Here is a 22,946-nt window from a genome sequence, read left to right on the forward strand (position 1 = left end):
TCCCGGCCGGAACGGGTAGCGCGGGCGCATGGCCCTCCCCCGCCTGCTCGTCCTCGTCCTCGCCGGTGGCGCCGGCGGCCGGCTGCAGCTGCTCACCGAGCACCGCGCCAAGCCCGCCGTCCCGTTCGCCGGGGTCTACCGGCTCATCGACTTCCCGCTGAGCAACTGCCAGCACTCGGGCATCCCCGACGTGTGGGTGTCGATCCAGCAGCACCCGGCCTCGCTGGCCGACCACCTCGCCAACGGCCGGCCCTGGGACCTCGACCGCACCACCGGCGGGCTGATGACGCTGCCGCCGTTCCAGGGCACCGAGCGCGGGGGCTGGAACACCGGGACGGCGAACTCGCTGTGGCGGCAGGCCGAGCTGATCCGGGCGTTCGGCGCCGACGCGCTCGTCGTCGTCAGCGCCGACGCCGTCTACGAGCTCGACTACCGCGAGGTCGCCGAGGCGCACCTGCAGTCGGACGCGGAGGTGACGATGGTGACCACCGAGGTCGCCGCCGACGACGCCTCGCGCTACGGGATCGTCGAGGTCGACGGCGAGCGGGTGACCGGCTACGCCTACAAGCCCGACGAGCCGGCCACCACCACCGCCACCAACGAGGTCTTCGTCTTCGACCCGGGCCCGACCCTCGACCGGCTCGAGGAGCTGCAGTCGGAGGTCGGCGAGGAGGGGCTGGAGGACCTCGGCACCCACCTGCTGCCGGCGCAGACCCGCGACGGCGGGGCGCGGGCGTACCCGCTGGGCGGCTACTGGCGCGACGTCGGGACGGTGGACTCGTACTGGTCGGCGCACCAGGAGTTCCTCACCGACGAGCCGCCGATCGACCTCGACGCGCCGCGCTGGCCGATCCACACCCGCGGCGGCCGGCACAGCGCCGCACGGGTCCTCGACGACGGCCAGATCGAGAACAGCCTGCTGTCCGGCGGCACCCGGGTCTCGGGCAACGTGCGCGGCTCGGTGCTCTCGCCGGGCGTGGTGGTGGAGGCGGGCGCGACCGTCGTCGACTCGGTGCTGCTGCCCGGTGCGCGCGTGCGGTCGGGCTCCACGGTGACCCGCTCGGTGGTCGACGACGGCGTCGTGGTGGGCCGTGGCGCCACGGTCGGCGGCGACGGCGACATCACGCTCGTCGGGCGCCGCGTCGAGGTGCCCGAGGGCGCGGAGGTCCCGGCGGGCGCCCGCTACCCCGACCCGGACGAGGACTGAGGGCCTTCGTAGCGCGGTCGGCCCTCAGTCGACGCGGTAGCCCTCCGGCGTCGCGACGACGTCGAGCACCTCGCCGCGCGGCCGGCCGCAGCGCCGCTCGCAGCCCGCCCAGTGCACGCGGACGTCGCCGGGCACCGTCCCGGCGGCGACCGCGGCCGCGGCGTCGGCGCGCACGTCGGCCAGCGACCGCGCGCAGCCGGGCCGGCCGGCGCAGGCGGTCACCCGCGCCCACGGGCTCTCGGCGTCGAAGACCATCCCGGTGCGGAACAGGTCGACGGCGGCGTCGTCCACGCGGTCCTCCGCGAGGTCGGGGACGACGATGCTGCGCCACGGCGTCAGCTGCACCTCGCCGGCCAGCGACGCGAGCAGCTCCGCCTGTGCCGCCGACAGCAGGCCCAGCGGCACCGCGCCGACCAGCGCGGTGCGCCCGTCGGGCTGGGTCTCCGCGCCGACCGGCCCGCTCTCCGGCGCGGCGGGGACGGCGACCGGCGCGACCCGCGGCCCGGGCAGCCGCGCGGCCACCCGCGCCGGGCCGTCGTCGAGCTCGGCCAGCCGCCACGCGGTGCCGCCCTGCGCCGCGCGCTCGGCGAGGAACGCGCGGGTGGCGTCGAGCAGCAGGGCGACGGCGTCGTCCGGGCCGGCGCGCAGGCCGCTGTCGGCGCCGTCGAGCAGCAGGGCGACGTCGCCGCCGGGCAGCGCCAGCAGGCCGACGTCGCCGCCGAGGCCGCTGACGTCGCCGCGGCCGTCGTCGAGGGTGGCGAGGTACCGGCCGGGCAGCGCGGCCAGGGCGGGGTCGGCGCGCAGCCCCTCGTCGAGGGCGGCCACCCACGGCCGGGCGTCGAGCAGCCCGCCGGCGCGCCCGGTGAGCACGCTGGCCAGGACGTTGCGCACCCGCTCGTGCGTCTCGCTCGGCAGCAGGCCCGCGGCGGCGAGGGCCTCGCCCAGCCGGGGGACGCCGGCCGGCGCCAGGCCGCGCAGCTGCAGGTTGCCGCGGCTGGTCATCTCCAGCGCGCCGGTGCCCAGGTCGCGGGCGGCGGCGGCGAGGGCGCGCAGCTGCGTCGCGGTCAGCAGGCCGCCGGGGACCCGCACGCGGGCGAGTTCGCCGTCGGCGGCCGTGTGCGTCTGGAGGGCACCGGGGCAGGCGTCGGCGCGGGCGCGGGGGGTCGTCGTGGGGGTGGACATCGCGCCAGCGAGGCTACGACGCCGGGACCACCTCACCGGCCAGCTCCGCGGCGACCGGGTGCCCGAACAGCCCCGGCAGCCCGCCGGTGTGCACGAACACCGTGCGCTCCCCGCGGCGGATCGAGCCGTCGGCCACCGCGGCGGCGAGCCCGGCCAGCGCCTTGGCGGTGTAGACGGGGTCGAGCAGCAGGCCCTCGGTGCGGGCGGCGGTGCGCAGGGCCGTGACGGCGGCGTCGGTGCGGGCGCCGTAGCCGTCGCCCACCTGGTCCCGGCGCAGCCGCAGCCCCTGCGCGGACCCGCCGATCGCCGTCACCAGCCCGGCCACCCGCTCGGCGGGGTCGGGCACCGCGCCGGTGTCCACGCCGAGCACCCGGTCGGCGCCGAGCCCGGCGACCAGGCCGGCCATCGTGCCGCCCGACCCGACGGCCACCACCACGTGCCGGGCGCCGGGCGCCTGCTCCTCGAGCTCGGCGGCGCAGGCGAGGTAGCCGCGGGCGCCGGTGGCCGACGAGCCTCCGAGCGGCAGGACGGCGGGCACCTCGCCGCCGGCCCGCAGCTCCGCGGCCACCGCCGCGACCCGCTCCTCGACGGCGGCCGGGTCCGGCACCACGACGACGCGGGCGCCGAGCGCGGCGTCGAGGGCGAGGTTGCCCGGGCGCTGCGCCGACGGCTCGCCGCCCAGCACCAGCACGGCGCGCAGGCCGAGCCTCGCCGCGGCCGCGGCGGTCATGCGGGCGTGGTTGCTCTGGACGCCGCCCGAGGTGACCAGGACGGTCGCGCCGGCGGCGACCGCCTCGGCGGCGAGGTGCTCGAGCTTGCGCACCTTGTTGCCGCCGCCGAGGTCGGTCAGGTCGTCGCGCTTGACGACGAGGTCGCCGGGCGCGAGACCCAGCGCCGCGGACAGCCGCGGCGCCGGGTGCAGCGGGGTGGGCCAGGCGGAGAGGGGGACCGTCACGCGGGGATCGTGCCGGTCCCCGCGGGATCAGGCGTCGCGGCGGGCGCGGTCGAAGGACATCCAGACCTCGCGGCGCTCCTTGCGGGTCTGCACCCTCGCCATCGCGTCGACGCGGCGGCGCTGCTCGAAGGAGGCCACGTGCTGGACGACGGCGACCTCGGCCTCGCGCATGGCCCGCTCGGCGGCGAACTCGGCCGGCGTGGAGGGGTACTCGTCGGCCGGGACCGGCGGCACCTCGTCGTCGCGCTCGCGGGCGTAGGGGCTGTCGGGGGGCAGGTGGCCGCTGACCCGGCCGTAGGTGCCCACGAACAGCAGTACGAGGCCCGCGACGACGGAGAAGCCGACGTTGCTCAGGCCGAACGCCAGGAAGTTCAGCTCGGTGTTGAGCACGGCCAGGTTCGCCAGCGCCGACACCAGGAACAGCGCACCGATGACGATCATCACCGTGGAGGCGGTGCGCGGGCTGCGGAAGGCGGAGAAGACGAGCACCGCGGCGGTGACCAGCGAGATCGTCGACAGCAGGCCGTTGGACGACAGCCCCAGGACGCGCTCGCCGTCGGTGGAGAAGAAGTCCAGGCCGTTGGCGAGCCCGAGGACGCCGAACAGGGCGATGACCCCGGCGACGACGAAGGCGCCGGTGCGGTGGACCACGAGGACGCGGTTCCCCGCTCCCCCCGGCTCGCGCGGTGGGGTCTGCGGGCGCGTGGCCGCCGGTGCGCGGTCGGCGGTCCGGTGGCGGTGCAGCGACAGGGCCATGGTCGTGCTCCCTCGGGACGGAGGTCTGCTGACACCGGTTGTTCCCAACTCGGTGGTGTCCGGATGCAGTTGGTTCCGTCCTTCCTCGTCCGTTTGTCCGCCGGGCGTGTCGCCGCCGGGAAGACCGGAGGGCCCCGCGCCGTTCCGCGGGCGTGACCCAGCCGTTCGAGACCGACCTGCACTCCGACTACCTGCGCGCCGACCTGTTCTTCTCCATGGGGCAGCCGGTCGAGGCCGCGCGGATCCTCGAGCCGCTCGTGGCGGCCGAGCCGGGCAACGAGGCGGCGCTGGAGCTCCTGGCGCGCAGCTACTTCGGCTCGGCGCAGCTGCAGCGCTCCGAGGACGCGCTGCGCCGGCTCGTCGCGCTGGCGCCCGCCAACGGGTGGGCCCGCCGCGCGCTGGCCCGCACGCTCGAGCGCCAGAGCCGCGGCGAGGAGGCCGTGCCGCACCACCGCATGGCCGACGCCCTGGGCGCCGCCTGACCGTTCTCGCCGGACCGGCGGCCGACCGTCCTTGCTAAACCCGGGACAAAGGTTGACCTGAAGTCGACCTGAGGTCCTAGCGTCGCCGCGTGAGCATGGAGATGACGGCGTGGTCGGCGCTCTCGCGGGCCTCCCACGCGCGGTCCGGCCGGCGGGCGATCAGCCGGGCGACGCTGCGGCGGGTGCTGACCCACGCCCGCCCGCACCGCGCGCGGATCACCGCCTACGTGGCCGTCGGCGTCGTCGAGGCGGTGCTCGCCGTCGCCACGCCGCTGCTGGCCGGGCGGGTGGTCGACGCGATCGTCGACGGCGGTCAGACCGGCACCGTCGTCCGGCTGGCCCTGCTCATCGCCGTCCTCGCCCTGGCGGGGACGGCGCTGGGCCTGCTCGGCCGGTGGCTGTCGGCGACCCTCGGCGAGGGACTGATCCTCGACCTGCGCACCGCCGTGTTCGACCACGTGCAGCGGATGCCGGTGGCCTTCTTCACCCGCACGCGCACCGGCGCGCTGGTGTCCCGGCTCGACAACGACGTCCTCGGGGCCCAGCGCGCCTTCAGCGACACCCTGTCCGGGATCGTCAGCAACACCGTGACGCTGCTGCTCGCGCTCGTCGCCATGCTCACGCTGTCGTGGCAGGTGACGGTCCTGGCGCTGCTCCTGCTGCCGGTGTTCCTGCTGCCCGCGCGCCGGATCGGCGCGCAGCTGGCCGACCTGCGCCGGGTGGCCGCCGAGGCCAACGCGGCGATGACCGGCCAGACGACGGAGCGCTTCTCCGCGCCCGGCGCCACGCTGGTCAAGCTCTACGGCCGTCCCTCGGCGGAGTCGGCGCGGTTCGCCGCGCGGGCGCGGGCGGTGCGCGACGTCGGCGTCCGGACGGCGATGGTGCAGTGGACGTTCATCAGCGCGCTGACGCTGGTGTCGGCGCTGGCGCTCGCCCTGGTCTACGGCGTCGGGGGCGCCTCCGCGCTGCGCGGCGACCTCGACCCCGGCGCCGTCGTCGCGCTGGCCCTGCTGCTCACCCGGCTCTACGCGCCGCTGACCGCCCTGGCGAGCGCGCGGGTCGACGTGGCCTCGGCGCTGGTCAGCTTCGAGCGGGTCTTCGAGGTCCTCGACCTGGTCCCGCTGGTGCGCGAGCGGCCCGGCGCCGTCGCCGTCCCCGACGGGCCGGTCGCGGTGGAGCTCGACGGCGTCACCTTCGCCTACCCGGCCGCCGACCGCGTCTCGCTGGCCTCCCTGGAGGACGTCGCCCGGCTCGACGGCCGCGGCGGGATCGACGTGCTGCACGACGTCTCGTTCACCGTGCGGCCGGGCGAGGTGCTGGCGATCGTCGGCTCCTCCGGCGCCGGCAAGTCCACGATCGCCGCGCTGCTGCCGCGCCTCTACGACGTCGACGCCGGGGCCGTGCGGCTCGGCGGGGTCGACGTGCGCGACCTGACCGCCGACTCGATCCGCGCCACCATCGGCCTGGTCACCCAGGACGGCCACCTGTTCCACGAGTCGCTGCGGGACAACCTGCGGCTCGCCGCCCCCGGCGCGACCGACGCGGAGCTCCTCGACGCGCTCGACCGGGCGCGGCTCGGGGACCTGGTGCGGGCGCTGCCCGAGGGCCTGGACACCGTCGTCGGCGAGCGCGGCTACCGCTTCTCCGGCGGCGAGCGGCAGCGGCTGACCATCGCCCGGCTGCTGCTCGCCCGCCCGCGGGTGGTGCTGCTCGACGAGGCCACCGCGCACCTCGACGCCACCAGCGAGGCCGCCGTGCAGGAGGCGCTGGACGAGGCGCTGGACGGGCGGACGGCGATCGTGATCGCCCACCGCCTGTCCACCGTGCGCGCCGCCGACCAGATCCTCGTGCTCGAGCGCGGCCGGGTGGTCGAGCGCGGCCGGCACGAGGAGCTGCTCGCCCTCGGCGGCCGCTACGCCGAGCTGTACCGCACCCAGTTCGGGCAGCCGGTGCCCGCCTGACCGCTCAGTCCGCGGGGGACAGCCGCACCACGGCGATCCGGCGCGACACCCTCGCCTGGTAGCCGTCGTACCCGTCGAAGCGGGCGCTCAGGGCCGCCCACAGCCGGGGCCGGTCGGCGTCGTCGACCTCGCTCGCGGTGACCGCCCACCGCCGGCCGCGGACCTCGACCTCCCCGCGCGGGTCGGCCCGCAGGTTGCGCCACCACTGGGGCTCGGCGTCGATGCCGCCGTTGGACGCGGCGACGACGACGTCCGCCCCGTCGCGCACGTGCAGCAGCGGCGTCGTGCGCGGCTGCCCCGACATCCGGCCGCGGCAGGTCACCAGGACGACGTCGCCGCCGCGGAACCGGTTGCCCAGCCGCCCGCCGGTGCGGCGCAGCAGCGCGGTGTGCAGCGCGGCGACGTGGCGGGACAGCACGGTGGTCGCCCGGTCGGCGCGGGAGAGGGGAGCGGTCACCGGGCGGTCCCGAACGTGCGGGCGTCGGCGCGGGCGGCGCGGCGGCCGAGGAACCGGGCGACGGCGAGCATCGCCGGGTGCGGCACGGGCAGGCGGCCGACGACGTCGTCGGGGATGGCCGACACCGTCCAGCCGAGGGCGCCGAGCATCTCGTGCGGGCGGTACTCCTTCGAGAACACCTCGCGCTCGAGCCGGTCCCAGTCCTCCGGCGTGAGGTGCCGCTGCACCTGCTCCATGCCGTCGCTCTCCTCGTGGGCGAGGTGGGCGGACAGCCCGTCCCGCAGCGCCACGGCCTGCGCGGCGAGCTCCGCGCGGGCGGCGGAGTCCCCGCGGCCGGCGGCCAGCTCCCGCAGGCCCGCGGCGACGGCGGCCAGCGCCGGGTCGATGCCCGCGTGCTCGGCCTCCAGCGCGTCGAGGACGGCCGGGTCGGCGCCGCGCTCGGCGAGCAGCGGCCACAACCCGGCGTCCTCGCCGGAGTGGTGGGCGTGCAGATAGCGCGCGAACCGGGCGAAGCGGCGGGACAGCCGGCGCCAGCGGGCCCGGTCGGCGACCGGGACGGCCGGGACGACGGCGGCGAACGCCTCGAGGTCGCGCCGGAAGCCGCGGTGCATGACGAACATGCCCACGAGGTCGATGGGGCCGTCGGGTGCGGCGGCCTGGCCCTCGAGGCGGATCTGCTCGGGGTGCGTGGTGGTCACCGGTAGTCCTTTCGGTTGAGTGCCTGTCAGATGAATAGCGGAACGGTATGGTGGACCGGTGAGGGAGGGCAAGAGGGTCTACCGCTCCGATCTGCGCCAGGAGCAGGCCCGGCGCACGCGCGTCCAGGTGCTGGAGGCGGCCACCCGCTGCTTCCTCGAACGGGGCTACGCGGCGACGACCATGCGGGAGGTCGCCGAGACGGCCGGCGTCTCGCTGCCCACGGTCTTCGCCCAGGGCGGGAAGGCGGCGCTGCTGCTGGCCTGCGTCGACCGGGCGCTGGTCGGCTCCGACGACGAGCGCGCCGTCCGGGAGCTCGGGCCGTTCGCCGACCTGCTCGCCGCGCCCGACCGGGCAGGCCGGCTCGCCGCCCTGCACCGGCTGGCGTCGCAGAGTGCGGCCGGCACGCTCGCGATGCAGGACGCCTTCGCCGCGGCGGCCGCGGCCGACCCGGAGGTGGCGGGGCCCTACGCGGAGTACGAGCGCCGCCGCCGCGCCGACATGACCGTGCTCGTGCGGGCGTTCGCCGACGACCTGCGCGACGACCTCGACCTGGAGTCCGCCGTCGACGTCTTCTGGTCGGTCTTCTCCCCGGCGACGCAGTCCCGGCTGATCCGCGGCTGTGGCTGGCCGCCGCAGCGCTACGCCGACTGGCTGCCCGGTGCGGTCGAGCGCCTGCTGCTGCGCTGAGCGCGTCGTCCCCGCGTCGTCCCCGGCTGGCAGGGTGCCGCCCGTGCCCACGCTCGACGAGGTGACCGCCGCCGTCCGCGCCGCCTGGTGCCGGGAGACCTGCGACCCGGCCGACGTGCCCGACTGGACGCCGGGCAACCCCGCGCGCGGGCAGTGCGGCCCCACCGCCCTGCTGCTGCACGACCTGTTCGGTGGGGACCTGCTGCTGGCCGAGGTGCTGCACCCCGACGGCTCCCGGCAGGGCGTGCACTGGTGGAACCGGCTGCCCGACGGCCGGGAGGTCGACCTCACCCTGGAGCAGTTCACACCCACCGAGACGGTGCAGGCGCCGCGCGTCGTCGCCCGGCCGCCCGGGCTGCCCGGCTACGCGGCCGACCAGTACCTGCGGCTGCGGGCGGCGGTGCTGACCCGGCTCGGTGAGGTGCCCGGCTAGCCGGGCACCCGGCGGCCGGGCGGTACCGTCGCCCCATCACGGCAGTGCGTGCAGGAAGCCGGTGGAAACCCGGCGCGGTCCCGCCACTGTGACCCCGGGCGACCGGGGGAGCCAGACACTCCGGCTGCCGTGCCCGACGACCCGGGGCGCGGACCCCGAGTGAGGAAGCGGCGTGTTCGTCCTGCTCTCCACCAGCGACACCGACCTGCTCTCCGCCCGCGCCAGTGGCGCCGACTGGCGGCTGGGCAACCCCGTCCGGCTCGGCGCCGACGGGATCGCGGCGCTGACCGAGGGGGCGGAGCTCGTCGTCGTCCGGATCCTCGGCGTGCGGCGGCAGTACGAGGAGATGCTCGCGCCCCTGCTCGCCGGCCCCGCGCCGGTCGTCGTCCTCGGCGGGGAACAGGTGCCCGACGCCGAGCTGATGGAGCTGTCCACCGTCCCGATGGGCGTGGCCACCGAGGCGCACGGCTACCTGGCGCAGGGCGGGCCGGACAACCTCGTACAGCTGCACCGGTTCCTCTCGGACACCGTGCTGCTCACCGGCGAGGGCTTCGAGCCGCCGTCGGTGGCGCCGGACTGGGGCGTGCTGGAGCGGCCGGCGCGCCGCGGGGACGGTCCGCGGATCGCCGTCCTCTACTACCGGGCCCACCACCTGGCCGGGAACACCGCGTTCGTCGAGGCGCTGTGCTCCGCGGTCGAGGACGCCGGCGGGCAGGCGCTGCCGGTGTTCGTCAGCTCGCTGCGCAGCGTCCCGGCCGACCTGCTCGACGTGCTGCGCACCGCCGACGCGCTCGTCGTCACGGTGCTCGCCGCGGGCGGCTCCCGCCCGGCCACCGCGCAGGCCGGCGGCGACGACGGCGCCTGGGACGTCGGCCAGCTCGCCGCGCTCGACGTGCCCGTCGTCCAGGGGCTGTGCCTCACCCGCCCGCGCGCGGAGTGGCTGGCCGACGACGACGGCCTCTCGCCGCTCGACGTCGGCAACCAGGTCGCCATCCCCGAGTTCGACGGCCGGCTGATCAGCGTGCCGTTCTCCTTCAAGGAGACCGACGCCGACGGCCTGACGCACTACGTCGCCGACCCCGAGCGGGCGGCGCGGGTGGCCGGCACCGCGGTGGCGCACGCCCGGCTGCGGCACACGCCGCCGGAGCAGCGCCGGGTCGTGCTGATGCTGTCGGCCTACCCGACCAAGCACGCGCGGATCGGCAACGCCGTCGGCCTGGACACCCCGGCGTCGGTGGTCCGGCTGCTGGCCGCCATGCAGGGGCAGGGCTACGACATCGGCCCGTTCGACGGGCCCGGCGCGCTGCCCGGCGTGGCCGACCTCGACGGCGACGCGCTGTTCCACGCGCTCATCGCCGCCGGCGGGCAGGACGCCGACTGGCTGACCGAGGAGCAGCTGTCGGGCAACCCGGTGCGCATCCCGGCCGCGGAGTACCGGCGCTTCTTCGACACGCTGCCGCAGGACCTCCGCGACGCGATGGTCGAGCACTGGGGCGAGGCGCCGGGCTCGCTGTTCGTGGACGGCGGCGACATCGTGTTCGCGGCGCTGCGCGCCGGCAACGTCGTCGTGATGGTGCAGCCGCCGCGCGGCTTCGGCGAGAACCCGATCGCGATCTACCACGACCCCGACCTGCCGCCCTCGCACCACTACCTGGCCGCCTACTGGTGGCTCCGGTCGGTGTTCGGCGCGCACGCGCTGGTGCACGTCGGCAAGCACGGCAACATGGAGTGGCTGCCGGGCAAGACGGTGGGGCTGTCGGCCTCCTGCGGACCCGACGCCGCGATCGGCGACCTGCCGCTGGTCTACCCGTTCCTGGTCAACGACCCGGGCGAGGGTTCGCAGGCCAAACGCCGCGCGCACGCCACGCTGGTCGACCACATGGTGCCGCCGATGGCCCGCGCCGACTCCTACGGCGACATCGCCCGGCTGGAGCAGCTGCTCGACGAGCACGCCAACGTGGCGGCGATGGACCCGGCGAAGCTGCCCGCCGTCCGGGCGCAGATCTGGACGCTGCTGCAGGCCGCCAAGCTCGACCACGACCTGGGGCTGGCCGAGCGGCCGGAGGACGACCACTTCGACGAGATGATCCTGCACGTCGACGGCTGGCTCTGCGAGATCAAGGACTCGCAGATCCGCGACGGCCTGCACGTCCTCGGCGTCCCGCCGTCGGGCTCCGACCGGGTGGACCTGGTGCTGGCGATGCTGCGGGCGCGGCAGATCTGGGGCGGCGCGGTGGCGCTGCCGGGGCTGCGCGAGGCGCTGGGGCTGACCGAGGACGGCACCGCCGGGCGCGCGGCCACCGACGCCGTGGAGGCGCAGGCCGAGGCGCTCGTCGCGGGCATGGAGGACGCCGGCTGGACGATCGGCGCCGTCGGCCCGGTGGTGCGCGAGGTGCTCGGGCGGGAGGACGAGGGCGTCGCGGCGGTGCTGCGGTTCGCCGTCGACGAGGTGGTGCCGCGGCTGGAGCGGACCACCGACGAGCTCGACGCCACGCTGCACGCCCTCGACGGCGGCTACGTGCCGGCCGGGCCGTCGGGCTCGCCGCTGCGCGGGCTGGTCAACGTGCTCCCGACCGGGCGGAACTTCTACTCGGTCGACCCGCGCGCGGTGCCCTCGCGGCTGGCGTGGGAGACCGGCCAGGCGATGGCCGACTCGCTGCTCGAGCGCTACCGCGCCGACACGGGGGAGTGGCCGCGTTCGGTCGGGCTGTCGGTGTGGGGGACCTCGGCGATGCGGACCTCCGGCGACGACGTCGCGGAGGTGCTCGCGCTGCTCGGCGTCCGCCCGGTGTGGGACGACGCGTCGCGGCGGGTGACGTCGCTGGAGGCGGTGCCGCTGACCGAGCTCGGCCGCCCGCGGATCGACGTCACCGTGCGCATCTCGGGCTTCTTCCGGGACGCCTTCCCGCACGTGGTGACCATGCTCGACGACGCCGTGACGCTCGTGGCGGGGCTCTCCTCGGAGTCCGACGACGAGAACTACGTGAAGGCCCACGTGGACGCCGACGTCGCCGGGCACGGCGACCGGCGGCGGGCCACCGCCCGGGTGTTCGGCTCCAAGCCCGGCGCCTACGGGGCGGGGCTGCTGTCGCTCATCGACTCCCGCGACTGGCGCGGCGACGCCGACCTCGCCGAGGTCTACGCGGTGTGGGGCGGCTACGCCTACGGCCGCGACCTCGACGGCGTGCAGGCGCGGCCGGACATGGAGGCGGCGTACCGGCGGATCGCGGTGGCGGCGAAGAACGTCGACACCCGCGAGCACGACATCGCCGACTCCGACGACTACTTCCAGTACCACGGCGGGATGGTGGCCACGGTCCGCGCGCTGACCGGGCGTGCGCCGGCGGCCTACATCGGCGACTCGACCCGGCCCGAGCAGGTGCGCACCCGGTCGCTGACCGAGGAGACCTCGCGGGTGTTCCGGGCGCGGGTGGTCAACCCGAAGTGGCTGTCGGCGATGCGCCGGCACGGCTACAAGGGCGCCTTCGAGCTGGCCGCGACCGTCGACTACCTGTTCGGCTACGACGCCACGACCGGCGTGGTGGCCGACTGGATGTACGAGAAGCTCACCGAGACCTACGTGCTCGACCCGGAGAACCGCGAGTTCATGGAGCGGTCCAACCCGTGGGCGCTGCACGGGATCGCCGAGCGGCTGCTGGAGGCGGTCGACCGCGGCATGTGGGCCGAGCCGGACCCGGAGCTGCTGGCCGGGCTGCGGCAGGCCTACCTCGACACGGAGGGCGACCTCGAGGGCGGCGAGACCCCGGCCCAGTCGGGCGCGCCGGCCTGAGGCGGTCCGGTCGCGGAGGGTGACGGCGCGCGGTACGGGTTCATGAACGATGCGGTCCGCGGTCCCGGCCGGGTACCGGACGCTCATGGGCATCCTCAACCGACTCCTGGGCACTGCTGAGACCACGGCTCGTCGCGGAGCCGCCGGAGGCCGCGCCGCCGCGGGCCGCGCGACCACCGGCCGGGGCATGGCCTCCGGCCGCGGCATGGGCCGCACCCGCATGGCGACGGGCACCCCGAGCCGCCGGATGGGCCGCGGCGCGCCGACCACCGCGGCGTCGGGCGGGCTGGGCCGCCTGCTCGGCTCGCTGACCGGCCGGCGCTGACGAAGGACCCCGCTGCCCCCCACCGCTCGCACGCTCGCGGCGGGACCCTGCAGCGGGGCCGTTCCAGCACGTCACCACCCGGCGGCGGCGACCAGCAGCACGACGGTCGCCGCCGCCTCGCCCATCGCCCCCATCACGTCCCCGGTGACCCCGCCGATGCGGGCCGTCGCGCGGGCGCGCACGGCCTCGGCCGCGAGCAGGCCCGCTCCCGTCGCGCCGGCCAGCGCCGCCGCGGTCCCCGGCCCGCCGGCCGCCCAGCCCGCACCGGCCGCGCCGGCGAGCACCAGTCCGACCCAGCCGGCGAACCACGGCACCGAGACCGTGCCGGCGACCGCCCGGCCCAGCGCCGAACCCTCCGCCGTCGCGACGCCGGGCAGGCCCGTGCGCGCCATCGCCAGCCGGGCCACGACGACCGCGGCCCAGAGCGCGACCCAGCCGCCGTCCACCCCGAGCAGCGCCGCGCCGGCCGCGGCCTGCAGCAGCAGCACGAGGACGAGCGTCACCACGCCGAACGGGCCGACGTCGCCCTGGTGCATCACCTGCAGCGCCCGCTCCCGGCCGCGCAGCGGGCCGAGCCCGTCGGCGGTGTCGGCCAGGCCGTCGAGGTGCAGCGCCCGGGTGAGCCACGCGAGCAGGGCGAGCGCCGCCACGGCCCCCGCGAGCGGTGACACCAGGTGTGCGCCGAGCACCCCCGCACCGGCCGCGGCCCCGCCGAGCACCAGCCCGACCAGCGGCGCCCACGGCAGTACGCCGCGCGTCGACGTCGTCCCCGCCGCGGGGACCCGCAGCACGGTCAGCAGCGCGGCGGACTCCAGCGGGCCGGCCCACCGCGGCCGGCTGCCCGGCGGCTGCTCCGGCGGCGCGGTCACCGCAGCCGCTGCGGCAGCCCGGCGACGACGAACCACACCTCGTCGGCGGTGCCGGCCAGCCGCTGGTTGACCTCGCCGAGCGTGTCGCGGAACAGCCGGCCGGCGCGCGACTCGGGAACCACCCCGAGGCCCACCTCGTCGCTGACCGCCACCACGTGCGCCGGCGTCATCGCCCAGGCGTTGACCAACGCGTCGACCCGCCCGGCCAGCCGGTCGAGGGCGCCGGGCTCGTCGGTCCACACGCCGGTCTCGTCCATGAGCGCGGCCACCCAGGTGGTCACGCTGTCGACGAGCACCGTGCCGCCGCGCAGCAGGTCGCTCGGCGCGGTCGTCTCCAGCGTCGCCCAGCCGGCCGGGCGGCGGGCCCGGTGCTCGGCGACCCGCCGCGCCCACTCCTCGTCGCCCGGCGCGGGGGCGGAGGTGGCCAGGTAGACGACGTCGGCCCGGCCGGCGACCAGCGACTCGGCGTGCGCGGACTTGCCCGACCGCGAGCCGCCGAGCACGAGCACCCTGCTCACGCGGCCGGCACCGCCGGCAGCTCCAGGCGCGTCACCGTGCCGTTGTGCGGCGTCACCGCGGGCATCTCCGCGGGGCCGAGCCCCGCCACCACCGCCTGCGCGGCCCGGATGGTGTCGCCGTGCGTCACCAGCGCGACGACGTCGGCCGGCGGGCGCGCGGTCAGCCCGGCCAGCAGGCCGCCGACCCGCGCGTGCAGCTGCGCCAGGCTCTCCCCGCCCTCGGCCGACCAGTGCGGGTCGGTCCAGTCGACGACGTCCCACAGCTCGCGCGACGGGCGGCCCTCGAGCACGCCGTAGCCCTGCTCGCGCAGCGCGGGGGTGGTGGTGAAGGACAGGCCCGTGGCGTCGGCGCAGTGCTCGGCGGTCTGCACGGCGCGGCGCAGGTCGCTCGACAGCATCGCCCCGGGCCGGAGGGCGGCCAGCTCGCGGGCGGCGCCGGCCGCCTGCCGGTGCCCGAGCTCGGTGAGCGGCACGTGCGCCGTCTGGCCCTGCATGAGCCCGGCGGCGTTCCACTCGCTCTGGCCGTGGCGGACGAGGAGGAGGGTGAGCGGGCGCGCCATGGTGGTCGCCGAGCCTAGGGCAGGCGGCGGCGGGCGCCCGCGCCGGTGCTCGTACCGTCGGGTGGTGACCATCCCCGTCCGTCCCGGCGCCGGCCGCCCCGCTCCCCGGGCCGCCGCCGGTCCCGACCCGCTGGCCCCGCTGCTCGACCTGCCCGGCGTCCGGGAGGCCGCCGACGCCGCACGCGCGGGCATCGACCGGCTGCTGGCGCACCGCCTGATGCGCAACCGGTCGGCCGAGGTGAGCACCGAGTCCGCGCTGCGCGGCGCCCGCGCCTCGGCCGCGCTGGACGGGGTCGACGTGCCCCTGGCCGAGCTGCGCGCGGGCTCGGTCGAGGACCCGGTGGTGCAGGGGTCGCTGCGGGTGTCGGTCGGGCTCGGCGCGATGGTCGACACCTGGGCCCGGGCGCCCGGGCAGGTGCTCGCCCGGCTGCACGTGCTGGCCGCCGCCGACCTCGCCGACCGTGCCGCGCTCGGCCGGCCCGCCCCGCACGCGGGACCGCGGCTGAACGGGCTGTTCCAACTGGTCACCGGCACGTCGACGGTGCCGGCGGTGCTGATCGCCGGGCTGGTGCACGGGGAGCTCGCGGCGCTGGCCCCCTTCGGCACGGCCGACGGCGTGGTCGCCCGCGCGGCCGGCCGGCTCACCACCATCGGCCGGGGTCTGGACCCCAAGGCGGTGTCGGTGCCCGAGGTCGGCTTCCTCGAGCTCGGCGTCGACGCCCACCGCGACGCGGTCGCCGGCTACGCCTCCGGCGGGCCCGACGGCGTCGCCGCGTGGCTGGTGCACTGCTGCCGGGCCACCGAGCTCGGCGCCCGGGAGGGCCTGGCGATCGCCGAGGCGATCCTGCGCGGCTGAGCTCCGCCTGCGGCCGCCGCGGTGCCGGGGGACAGTGGCGGCATGCGCACCCTCGACGTCGACGGCCTGGGCCCGGTCGGCCGCATCGGTCTGGGCACCTGGCAGTTCGGCTCCCGCGAGTGGGGCTACGGCGAGGGCTACGCCTCGGGTGCGGCGGGACAGATCGTGCGCCGGGCACTCGAGCTCGGCGTCACGCTCTTCGACACCGCCGAGGTGTACGGCTTCGGCCGCAGCGAGCGGATCCTCGGCGAGGCGCTGGGCGACCGGCGCGGCGACGTCGTCGTCGCCTCCAAGCTCTTCCCCGTCGCGCCCTTCGCGCCCGTCGTGCGCAACCGGCTGGCCGGCAGCGCCCGGCGGCTCGGGCTGGAGAGGCTGCCGCTGTACCAGGTGCACCAGCCCAACCCGCTGGTCCCCGACACCGTCACCATGACGGGCCTGCGGTCGTTGCTCGACGAGGGCCGGATCGGCGCCGTCGGCGTCTCCAACTACTCCCTGGACCGCTGGCGGGCCGCCGACGCCGCGCTCGGCCGGCCGGTCATCAGCAACCAGGTGCACTTCTCGCTGGCGAAGCCCGGCGCGCTCGACGACCTCGTGCCCTTCGCCGAGCGCGAGGGGCGCGTGGTCATCGCCTACAGCCCGCTGGCGCAGGGGCTGCTCGGCGGCCGCTACGGACCCGAGAACCGGCCCGGCGGGGTGCGGGCGGCCAACCCGCTGTTCGGCACGGAGAACCTGCGCCGCGTGCAGCCGCTGCTCGACGTGCTGCGCGAGGTCGCCGGTGCCCACGGCGTGCGGCCCGGGACGATCGCGCTGGCCTGGCTGGTGTCGCTGCCGCAGGTCGTGGTGATCCCCGGGGCGTCGAGCGTGGAGCAGGTGGAGGCGAACGCGGCGGCCGGCGAGATCGAGCTGCGCGCGGACGAGCGCGAGGCCCTGACGTCCGCGGCGCGGGCGTTCACCCCGGTGTCGGGCACGCGGACCCTCGTCGACGGCGTGCGGGAGCGGCTGGGCGTCTGACCTCAGGCGCCGCGGCGACGCCGGCGTCCGGGCGGGACCGGGGCCGCGACGGCCGCCGTGGTCTCGACGACGCGCAGCGCGCGCCGGCGGGCGTACCAGGCGATCCCCGCCACCGCGGCGCCCACGCCCATCGCCGCGCCGGTGACCACGGGAACCGGCGGCACGGCGAAGCGGCTGCGCATCGACACCGGCCGGGTGAACTCCAGCACCGGCCAGCCGCGCTCGGCCGCCACCTTCCGCAGCGCGCGGTCGGGGTTGACGGCCGTGGGGTGCCCGACGGCGGCGAGCATCGGCAGATCGGTGACCGAGTCGCTGTAGGCGTAGCAGTCGGCGAGGTCGTAGCCGCTCTCGGCGGCCACCTGCCGCATCGCCTCGGCCTTGTTCTCGCCGTAGGCGTAGAACTCGATCTCCCCGGTGTAGCGGCCCTCGGCCCGCACCATGCGGGTGGCCACCACCCGGTCGGCGCCGAGCATCTCGCCGATCGGCCCGACCATCTCCGCGCCGCTGCTGGAGACGATGACGATCTCCCGGCCGGCGGCCCGGTGGAACTCGATGAGGTCGGCGGCCTCGGCGTAGACCAGCGGGTCGACGATCTCGTGCAGCGTCTCGCTGACGATCTCGTGCACCGTCGCGACGTCCCACCCCGTGGCCATCCGGGTGATCTGGGCGCGCATCCGCTCCATCTGCTGGGCGTCGGCGCCGGCGAGGGAGAAGACGAACTGCGCGTAGGCGCCCTTGAGCACGGCGCGCCGGTTGATCAGCCCGCCCGCGAAGAAGGGGCGGCCGAAGGCCAGGGTGCTGGACTTGGCGATGACCGTCTTGTCCAGGTCGAAGAACGCCGCGGCGCGGGTCACAGCTCACGACTGTAAGCGGACGACAGGGGGCCGACGGGCTCCCGCGCGCCGTCCACACCCGTCCGGGTCATCCACAGGTCGCGGCTCCGGTCGTCCCGGGCCGCCCGGCCGCGCTGGGCTCGGGCGCGTGCCCCCACGTCCCGTGCCGCCCCCGCCCCGCCCGCTCGTCGTCAGCGCCGACGAGGACCTCCTCGACGACGTCCTGCGGGTGCTCGCCGCCGCGGGCACCGAGCCCGAGGTCGCCACGGGCGGCCCGGCGCTGCGCCGCGCCTCCCGCGAGGCCGGGCTGGTGCTGCTCGGCGCCGACGTCCTCGGCGCGCCCGCGGTCCGGGCGCTGCCGCGCCGGCCCGGCGTGGTGGTGGTCGCCGGGGGCCCGCTGACCGCGCCGGCCTGGGCGGCCGCGGTGGAGCTCGGCGCCGAGCGCGTGGCCGTCCTCCCCGACGACGAGGCCTGGCTCGCCGCCCGCGCCGTGGAGGCGGTGCGCTCGCCGGTGGAGCGCGGCCCGCTGCTGGTGGTGGGCGGCAGCTGCGGCGGCGCGGGCGTCAGCACGCTGGCCACCGCCCTGGCGCTCACCGCCGCGGAGGACGCCGGCGGGGCGCTGCTGGTCGACGCCGACCCGTGGGGCGGCGGGCTGGACCTGCTGCTCGGCGCCGAGGACGTCGACGGGCTGCGCTGGCCCGCGCTGGCCGGGGTGCGCGGCCGGGTCGCCGGGGACGCGCTGCTGGCCGCCCTGCCGGAGGCCGGCGGCGTCACCGTGCTCCCCGCCGCCCGGGAGGACGCGGGCCCGGTGCCGGTCGAGGCGCTGACCGCGGTCGTCGACGCCGCGCGCGGGTGCGGCCGGCCGGTGGTGGTCGACCTGCCCCGCCCGGCCGGCCCCGACGACGCGGCGGCCGCCGCCGTCCTGGCCGGGGCCGACCTCGCGGTCCTCGTCGTGCCGGCCCGGCTGCGCGCGGTCACCGCCGCCCGCCTGCTGCTCGCCGGGTCGCCCGCGGAGCCGTCCCCGTGGCGGAGGGCCGGGGTCGTGGTGCGCGAGGTCCCGGGCGGCCTGTCGGCGGCGGAGGTCGCGGCCGCCACCGGCGCCCCGGTGCTCGCCGTGCTCGGCCACGACCGCGGCGCCGTCGACCGCGGCGAGCGCGGCGTGCCACCCGCGGTGTCCCCGCGCAGCCCGTTCGGGGCGGTCGCCCGCCGGCTGCTCGGCGGGCTCCCGGTGCCGGAGCGGGCGGCGTGAGCGCGCTGCCGCTGGTCGAGCGGGTCCGGGCACGGCTGGCGCTGGAGCCGGGGCCGCCCAGCCGCGTCGCCGTCGCCGCGCTCGTCCGCGACGAGGCGGGGCTGCTCGGCGACGCCGAGGTGCTCGACGCCGTGCGGGACGCGGTGGCCGAGCTGGCCGGGGCGGGGCCGCTGGAGGCGCTGCTGCGCGAGCCGGGCGTCACCGACGTGCTGGTCAACGGCCCGGCGCACGTGTGGGTGGACCGGGGCGGCGGCCTCGAGCGCGCCGCCGTCCGCTTCCCCGACGAGGACGCCGTCCGCCGGCTCGCGGTGCGGCTGGCCGCCAGTGCGGGCCGCCGGCTCGACGACGCCGCGCCCTGGGTCGACGCCGGGCTGCCCGACGGCACCCGCCTGCACGCGGTGCTGCCGCCGGTCTCGGGCGGGGGCACCTGCCTGTCGCTGCGGGTGCTGCGCCGCGCCAGCCTGGGCCTCGGCGACCTCGCCGCCCGCGGGACGCTGCCCGGGGAGTCGGCCCGCCTGCTGCGCGCGGTGCTGCGAGCGCGGCTGGCTTTCCTCGTCACCGGCGGCACCGGCTCGGGCAAGACGACGCTGCTGGCAGCGCTGCTCGGCGAGCTGCCGGCGGGGGAGCGGCTGGTGCTGTGCGAGGACGCGCCGGAGCTCGCGCCGGTCCACCCGCACGTCGTCCGGCTGCTCACCCGGCCGGCCAACGTGGAGGGCGCTGGGCAGGTGACGCTGCGCGACCTGGTCCGCCAGGCCCTGCGGATGCGCCCCGACCGGCTCGTCGTCGGCGAGGTGCGCGGCGCGGAGGTCACCGACCTGCTCGCCGCCCTCAACACCGGCCACGACGGCGGCTGCGGCACCCTGCACGCCAACCGGCCCGGGGAGGTGCCCGCCCGGCTGGAGGCGCTCGGGGTGGCCGCGGGGCTCGACCGGCGGGCGGTGCACAGCCAGGCCGCGGCCGCGCTCGCCGTCGTCGTGCACCTGCGGCGCACCGCGGCCGGCCGGCGGGTGGAGGAGATCGGCGTCGTCCGCCGCGACGGGGACTGGATCGCGGTCGACGCCGGCTGGCGGGCCGACGGCGGTCCGTGCCCGGGCGCGGAGCGGCTGGCCGCGCTGCTCGACGGTGGAGCTGCCGGGTGAGCGCGGCGCTGCTGCTGACCGCCGGGGCGCTGCTCGTGTGGCCCGGCGCGGTCGCCCGGCGGCGCTCCCGGCTGCGGCGCCTGGTGCGCCCCCGGGGGACCGAGGCTGCCCGCCCGGCCGCGCTGCCGCGCGCCGCCTGGCCGCTGCCCGCCGCGCTGCTCGCCGGGGCGGCCGGCTTCCTCGCCGCGACGCCGCTGGTCGGGGCCCTCGCCGCGGCGGGCGCGGCCGGCGTGGTCCGGGGGCTGGCCCGCGCCCGGGACCGGCGCGCCGCGGAGGAGCGGCTGGACGGGCTGACCGACGCCCTCACGGCGCTGTCCGCGGAGTTGCGCGGCGGGCGGCCGCCCGAGGACGCGGCCGGGGCGGCCGTGGCCGGGTGCGCCGACGCCGGGGTGGCCGACGGGCTCGCCCGGGCGCTGCGGGCCCCGGCGGCGGTCGGGCCGGGCGCGACGGACCTCGACCGGGCGCTGGCGCGGGTGGCCGCGGCGGTGCTGCTCAGCGCGCGGACCGGCTGCTCCCTGGCGGCCGTCGTCGCCGCGGTGGAGGACGACCTGCGGGCCCGCCGCCGGCAGCGCCAGGAGCTGCGGTCGGTGACCGCCGGTCCGCGGGCCAGCGCCGCCCTGCTCGCCGGCCTGCCGCTGCTGGCGCTGGCCATGGGCAGCGGCATCGGCGCCGACCCGTGGTCCGTGCTCACGACCACCGGCGCCGGTCAGGTCCTGCTGGTCCTCGGGGTCGCGCTGGAGGCGGCGGGGCTGGCCTGGTCGGCGCGGCTGGTCCGGCGGGCGGTCGCGGGACCGGCGGCCGCGGCGTGAGCGCGGGACTTGTGCTGCTGGCGGCCGCGCTGCTGGCCTGGCCGTCGGCTGAGGCCCGCCGGGGTGCGCGGGTGCGGGCGGTCGCGGGGGTCCCGCGGCGGCCCGCCCCGTCCGCCCGGGCCGAGCCGGGGCCGGTGCCGGACGCGGCGCCCGGTGTGGTGCGGCGTCTCGCGCTGCCCGTGGCCGCGGGGGGAGCGGTGGCGCTGCTGGTGGGCGGCGCGACGGGGGTGCTGCTCGGGGCCGGCGCCGGGGTGCTGGCCGCCCGGCTGCTGCGGCGGACGGCAGACCCGGGCGCGCGGGGCGCAGGGACCGGCGCGGACCTGCCGGTGGCCTGTGACCTGCTCGCGGTGTGCCTCGCGGCCGGGGCGCCGGTCGGCGCGGCGCTGGCCGCGGTGGCCACGGCGCTGCCCGGCCCGACGGGAGAGGTGCTCGCCGTCGTCGCCGGGCGACTGCGGCTGGGCGCGGGCCCGCTCGCGGCCTGGGCCGGCACCCCGGCGGAGCTCGCGGGGCTCGGCCGGGTGCTGGTGCGGGCCGGGGAGTCGGGGACCCAGGCGGCCGGGGCGCTGCGGGTGCTGGCCGCCGAGACGCGTCAGGCCGCGCGCGGCGACGCCGAGGCCGCGGTCCGGCGGGCCGGCGTGTGGGTGCTCGCGCCGCTGGGCGCCTGCTTCCTGCCGGCGTTCGTCTGCCTCGGCATCGCGCCGATGGTCATCGGCATCGCGGGGCAGGTCTTCGGGTGAGCGGTCAGCGGGTCCGGGCGACGGACGAGGAACCCGCGAACGACGACGTCGCGTGCGGGGTGAACGACGGTGCGAGCGACCACGCCGCCGGGACCGCCGAGGGCACCGGGGAGCCCGCGGGGGACAGGTCGAGCACCATGCGGGTCGGCTGGAAGGCCTCCGCGTACCCGATCCGGGCCTGCGCGCCCCAGTGGCGGGCGGAGGCGACGATCGCGTCGGGCTCCACCATGGCCGAGCGCTCCACCTGCGAGGCGTGGGCGGCGAGCGCGGCCAGCTTGCCGGTCAGGTGGGCGGTGACGTCGACGTAGACGGTCGGGGCGAAGGTCAGCGTCGAGGGGCTCTGGTAGTGCAGCACCCGGGGCAGCCGGCGGGCCGCGCCGAGCGTGGCGGCGGCGACGGCGCGGTGGTCCTGGTGGCTGTCGTCGGGGGCGTGCACGTAGACGAGGTCGGCGGCGGTGGCCTCCAGGACCTCCTCGATGCGGCGGATGGCGGCGGAGTCGGCCACGACCTGGCAGTCGACCAGCCCGCCCCACACCAGCCGGGCGCCGATGGCGGCGGCGGCCCGCTCCTGCTCGGCGCGGCGGCCGGTCACCTGGGTGTCGTCCCCGGGGCCGTTCTCGCCGCCGGTCACCACCAGCATGGTCACCCGGTCGCCGGCGGCCACGTGCGCGAGCAGCGCGCCCCCGCAGCCCAGCTCGATGTCGTCGGGGTGCGCCCCGATGGCCAGGACGCTGCGTCCCGTGCTCCGCGTTCCTGCGCCGTCCATCGCCGCCGTCCTGTCCGTGCCGGGGCGGTGGTCCCGCCCGATGCTCTTCCATCGGCGGCCGCGGCCGCCGGGTCCACCGGGACGACCGGCTCCCCCCTCGATGGGGGGAGGACCGGTCGTGCGCGATGTATCAGTCCGCGGGTGCCTCGACGACCCGCGCGCGGCGGCGCTGCGCCGCCCACATGGAGCCACCCGCGACCGCGCCGGAGGCGGCGAGCGCGATGACCATGCCCAGGCCGTTGCCGTCGGCCGGCAGCGGCGTGCCCGAGGGGCAGCGGGTGCTGCTGTCCTTCTTCGCGGTGGCGGTCGTCCCGAGGACGGTCCAGCTCACCGAGGACACCGACGCGGGCACCTGGACCTGGAACGCGCCCGGGTGGTTGCCCGGCGCGAAGGTCGTGACCTGCCGGCCGTCGAACTGGTCCGGGCTCATGTCGTTGTAGCGGCCGACCGGCAGCGAGCCGGTGTACCCGGTGTCGTTGCGGTAGCCGAACACCGCGGTCCAACTGCCGTTCTGCGCCGGGATGACGCAGGTGACCGACGTCTCCCCGTAGTGGGCGCTCGCCACGCCCGGCGTCGCGAGCACCGCCGCCGCGCCCACGCCGGCGACGACCGCCAGCCGGGTCCCCAGCGACGCGCGCCGCCCCGTGTTGCCTCTCATGTGGCCC

24 protein-coding genes and 1 riboswitch are annotated in these 22,946 nt (G+C 77.9%); of the genes, 13 read left to right on the forward strand and 11 right to left on the reverse strand.

The annotated features are described in order from the left end of the window. The first annotated feature begins 28 nt into the window (after nucleotides 1-28). The gene (locus BUE37_RS01820) at nucleotides 29-1,207 is read left to right on the forward strand and encodes a glucose-1-phosphate adenylyltransferase family protein (RefSeq protein WP_073418279.1); all 1,179 of its coding nucleotides are present in this window, start codon (nucleotides 29-31) and stop codon (nucleotides 1,205-1,207) included. A 24-nt stretch (nucleotides 1,208-1,231) separates the two neighbouring features. Here BUE37_RS01820 and cobG read toward each other — a convergent pair whose 3' ends face one another. Genes cobG through BUE37_RS01835 form a run of 3 tightly spaced genes read right to left on the reverse strand, consistent with a single transcriptional unit; the run spans nucleotide 1,232 to nucleotide 4,100 of the window. Next, entirely contained in the window at nucleotides 1,232-2,389 is a 1,158-nt protein-coding gene (cobG, locus tag BUE37_RS01825) for a precorrin-3B synthase (RefSeq protein WP_073418281.1), read from the reverse strand. Nucleotides 2,390-2,402: 13 nt separating this feature from the next. Further along, nucleotides 2,403-3,344 (reverse strand): pyridoxal-phosphate dependent enzyme, encoded by a 942-nt coding sequence (locus BUE37_RS01830; RefSeq protein WP_073418283.1) that lies wholly within the window; start codon nucleotides 3,342-3,344, stop codon nucleotides 2,403-2,405. 27 nt (nucleotides 3,345-3,371) lie between these two features. Further along, a complete protein-coding gene (locus tag BUE37_RS01835) occupies nucleotides 3,372-4,100 on the reverse strand; it encodes a DUF4383 domain-containing protein (protein ID WP_073418285.1) in 729 nt (242 codons plus the stop codon). A 152-nt stretch (nucleotides 4,101-4,252) separates the two neighbouring features. Between BUE37_RS01835 and BUE37_RS01840 the strand changes: the two genes are divergently transcribed. Both BUE37_RS01840 and BUE37_RS01845 read left to right on the forward strand, forming a co-directional pair. After that, the gene (locus BUE37_RS01840) at nucleotides 4,253-4,582 is read left to right on the forward strand and encodes a tetratricopeptide repeat protein (RefSeq protein WP_245794238.1); all 330 of its coding nucleotides are present in this window, start codon (nucleotides 4,253-4,255) and stop codon (nucleotides 4,580-4,582) included. Nucleotides 4,583-4,677: 95 nt separating this feature from the next. Next, nucleotides 4,678-6,543, forward strand: a complete 1,866-nt coding sequence (locus BUE37_RS01845) for an ABC transporter ATP-binding protein (protein ID WP_217651149.1) — start codon at nucleotides 4,678-4,680, stop codon at nucleotides 6,541-6,543. A 4-nt stretch (nucleotides 6,544-6,547) separates the two neighbouring features. Here BUE37_RS01845 and BUE37_RS01850 read toward each other — a convergent pair whose 3' ends face one another. Both BUE37_RS01850 and BUE37_RS01855 read right to left on the reverse strand, forming a co-directional pair. After that, nucleotides 6,548-7,000: a nitroreductase family deazaflavin-dependent oxidoreductase gene (locus BUE37_RS01850; RefSeq protein WP_083628166.1), complete on the reverse strand. Its 453-nt coding sequence runs from the start codon at nucleotides 6,998-7,000 to the stop codon at nucleotides 6,548-6,550. Beyond that, complete coding sequence (locus BUE37_RS01855) at nucleotides 6,997-7,698, reverse strand: hemerythrin domain-containing protein (RefSeq protein ID WP_073418289.1); 702 nt, start codon at nucleotides 7,696-7,698, stop codon at nucleotides 6,997-6,999. Before BUE37_RS01855 ends, BUE37_RS01850 begins: the two co-directional genes overlap by 4 nt. Before the next feature lie 58 nt (nucleotides 7,699-7,756). Here BUE37_RS01855 and BUE37_RS01860 point away from each other — a divergent pair, with 58 nt between their 5' ends. The 4 genes from BUE37_RS01860 to BUE37_RS24265 all read left to right on the forward strand — a co-directional run bounded on the left by BUE37_RS01860 (nucleotide 7,757) and on the right by BUE37_RS24265 (nucleotide 12,934). Then, complete coding sequence (locus BUE37_RS01860) at nucleotides 7,757-8,386, forward strand: TetR/AcrR family transcriptional regulator (RefSeq protein WP_073418291.1); 630 nt, start codon at nucleotides 7,757-7,759, stop codon at nucleotides 8,384-8,386. Nucleotides 8,387-8,429: 43 nt separating this feature from the next. Next, the gene (locus BUE37_RS01865) at nucleotides 8,430-8,819 is read left to right on the forward strand and encodes a YunG family protein (RefSeq protein WP_217651095.1); all 390 of its coding nucleotides are present in this window, start codon (nucleotides 8,430-8,432) and stop codon (nucleotides 8,817-8,819) included. 52 nt (nucleotides 8,820-8,871) lie between these two features. Continuing rightward, nucleotides 8,872-8,939, forward strand: a riboswitch (cobalamin riboswitch). 52 nt (nucleotides 8,940-8,991) lie between these two features. Then, nucleotides 8,992-12,609 (forward strand): cobaltochelatase subunit CobN, encoded by a 3,618-nt coding sequence (gene cobN, locus BUE37_RS01870; RefSeq protein ID WP_073418294.1) that lies wholly within the window; start codon nucleotides 8,992-8,994, stop codon nucleotides 12,607-12,609. A 187-nt stretch (nucleotides 12,610-12,796) separates the two neighbouring features. Then, nucleotides 12,797-12,934, forward strand: coding sequence for a hypothetical protein (locus BUE37_RS24265; RefSeq protein ID WP_245794239.1), 138 nt, complete (start codon nucleotides 12,797-12,799; stop codon nucleotides 12,932-12,934). Nucleotides 12,935-13,005: 71 nt separating this feature from the next. Here the strand turns inward: BUE37_RS24265 and BUE37_RS01880 are convergent, their stop codons facing one another. The 3 genes from BUE37_RS01880 to BUE37_RS01890 are packed head-to-tail and all read right to left on the reverse strand — an operon-like array spanning nucleotide 13,006 to nucleotide 14,881. Beyond that, complete coding sequence (locus tag BUE37_RS01880; RefSeq protein WP_139252789.1) at nucleotides 13,006-13,803, reverse strand: adenosylcobinamide-GDP ribazoletransferase; 798 nt, start codon at nucleotides 13,801-13,803, stop codon at nucleotides 13,006-13,008. Beyond that, a complete protein-coding gene (cobU, locus tag BUE37_RS01885) occupies nucleotides 13,800-14,321 on the reverse strand; it encodes a bifunctional adenosylcobinamide kinase/adenosylcobinamide-phosphate guanylyltransferase (RefSeq protein WP_073418296.1) in 522 nt (173 codons plus the stop codon). Before cobU ends, BUE37_RS01880 begins: the two co-directional genes overlap by 4 nt. Further along, a complete protein-coding gene (locus BUE37_RS01890; RefSeq protein WP_073418298.1) occupies nucleotides 14,318-14,881 on the reverse strand; it encodes a histidine phosphatase family protein in 564 nt (187 codons plus the stop codon). The genes cobU and BUE37_RS01890 overlap by 4 nt, the downstream gene beginning before the upstream one ends. A 64-nt stretch (nucleotides 14,882-14,945) precedes the next feature. Here BUE37_RS01890 and BUE37_RS01895 point away from each other — a divergent pair, with 64 nt between their 5' ends. Continuing rightward, complete coding sequence (locus BUE37_RS01895) at nucleotides 14,946-15,737, forward strand: Fic family protein (RefSeq protein ID WP_073419465.1); 792 nt, start codon at nucleotides 14,946-14,948, stop codon at nucleotides 15,735-15,737. A 42-nt stretch (nucleotides 15,738-15,779) separates the two neighbouring features. Beyond that, nucleotides 15,780-16,748: an aldo/keto reductase gene (locus BUE37_RS01900; protein WP_073418300.1), complete on the forward strand. Its 969-nt coding sequence runs from the start codon at nucleotides 15,780-15,782 to the stop codon at nucleotides 16,746-16,748. A gap of 2 nt (nucleotides 16,749-16,750) precedes the next feature. On the opposite strand, the gene BUE37_RS01905 is transcribed toward BUE37_RS01900, so the two are convergent. Next, nucleotides 16,751-17,602: an HAD family hydrolase gene (locus BUE37_RS01905; protein WP_073418302.1), complete on the reverse strand. Its 852-nt coding sequence runs from the start codon at nucleotides 17,600-17,602 to the stop codon at nucleotides 16,751-16,753. A gap of 127 nt (nucleotides 17,603-17,729) precedes the next feature. On the opposite strand from BUE37_RS01905, the gene ssd reads away from it, so the two are divergent. The 4 genes from ssd to BUE37_RS01925 are packed head-to-tail and all read left to right on the forward strand — an operon-like array spanning nucleotide 17,730 to nucleotide 21,515. Continuing rightward, the gene (gene ssd, locus BUE37_RS23215) at nucleotides 17,730-18,830 is read left to right on the forward strand and encodes a septum site-determining protein Ssd (RefSeq protein WP_073418304.1); all 1,101 of its coding nucleotides are present in this window, start codon (nucleotides 17,730-17,732) and stop codon (nucleotides 18,828-18,830) included. Continuing rightward, nucleotides 18,827-19,969, forward strand: a complete 1,143-nt coding sequence (locus BUE37_RS01915) for a TadA family conjugal transfer-associated ATPase (protein WP_073418306.1) — start codon at nucleotides 18,827-18,829, stop codon at nucleotides 19,967-19,969. Before ssd ends, BUE37_RS01915 begins: the two co-directional genes overlap by 4 nt. Continuing rightward, nucleotides 19,966-20,778 (forward strand): type II secretion system F family protein, encoded by an 813-nt coding sequence (locus BUE37_RS01920; protein ID WP_073418308.1) that lies wholly within the window; start codon nucleotides 19,966-19,968, stop codon nucleotides 20,776-20,778. The genes BUE37_RS01915 and BUE37_RS01920 overlap by 4 nt, the downstream gene beginning before the upstream one ends. Next, a complete protein-coding gene (locus tag BUE37_RS01925) occupies nucleotides 20,775-21,515 on the forward strand; it encodes a type II secretion system F family protein (RefSeq protein ID WP_073418310.1) in 741 nt (246 codons plus the stop codon). Before BUE37_RS01920 ends, BUE37_RS01925 begins: the two co-directional genes overlap by 4 nt. 4 nt (nucleotides 21,516-21,519) lie before the next feature. Here BUE37_RS01925 and BUE37_RS01930 read toward each other — a convergent pair whose 3' ends face one another. Then, nucleotides 21,520-22,281 carry a PIG-L deacetylase family protein gene (locus BUE37_RS01930; RefSeq protein WP_083628170.1) on the reverse strand — a complete coding sequence of 254 codons (762 nt, stop codon included), beginning with the start codon at nucleotides 22,279-22,281 and terminating at the stop codon, nucleotides 21,520-21,522. 130 nt (nucleotides 22,282-22,411) lie between these two features. Further along, nucleotides 22,412-22,939, reverse strand: a complete 528-nt coding sequence (locus BUE37_RS01935) for a hypothetical protein (RefSeq protein ID WP_073418312.1) — start codon at nucleotides 22,937-22,939, stop codon at nucleotides 22,412-22,414. Between the last annotated feature and the right edge of the window lie 7 nt (nucleotides 22,940-22,946).

It is taken from the genome of Geodermatophilus nigrescens (assembly GCF_900129495.1).
GTDB classification, from domain to species: domain Bacteria; phylum Actinomycetota; class Actinomycetes; order Mycobacteriales; family Geodermatophilaceae; genus Geodermatophilus; species Geodermatophilus nigrescens.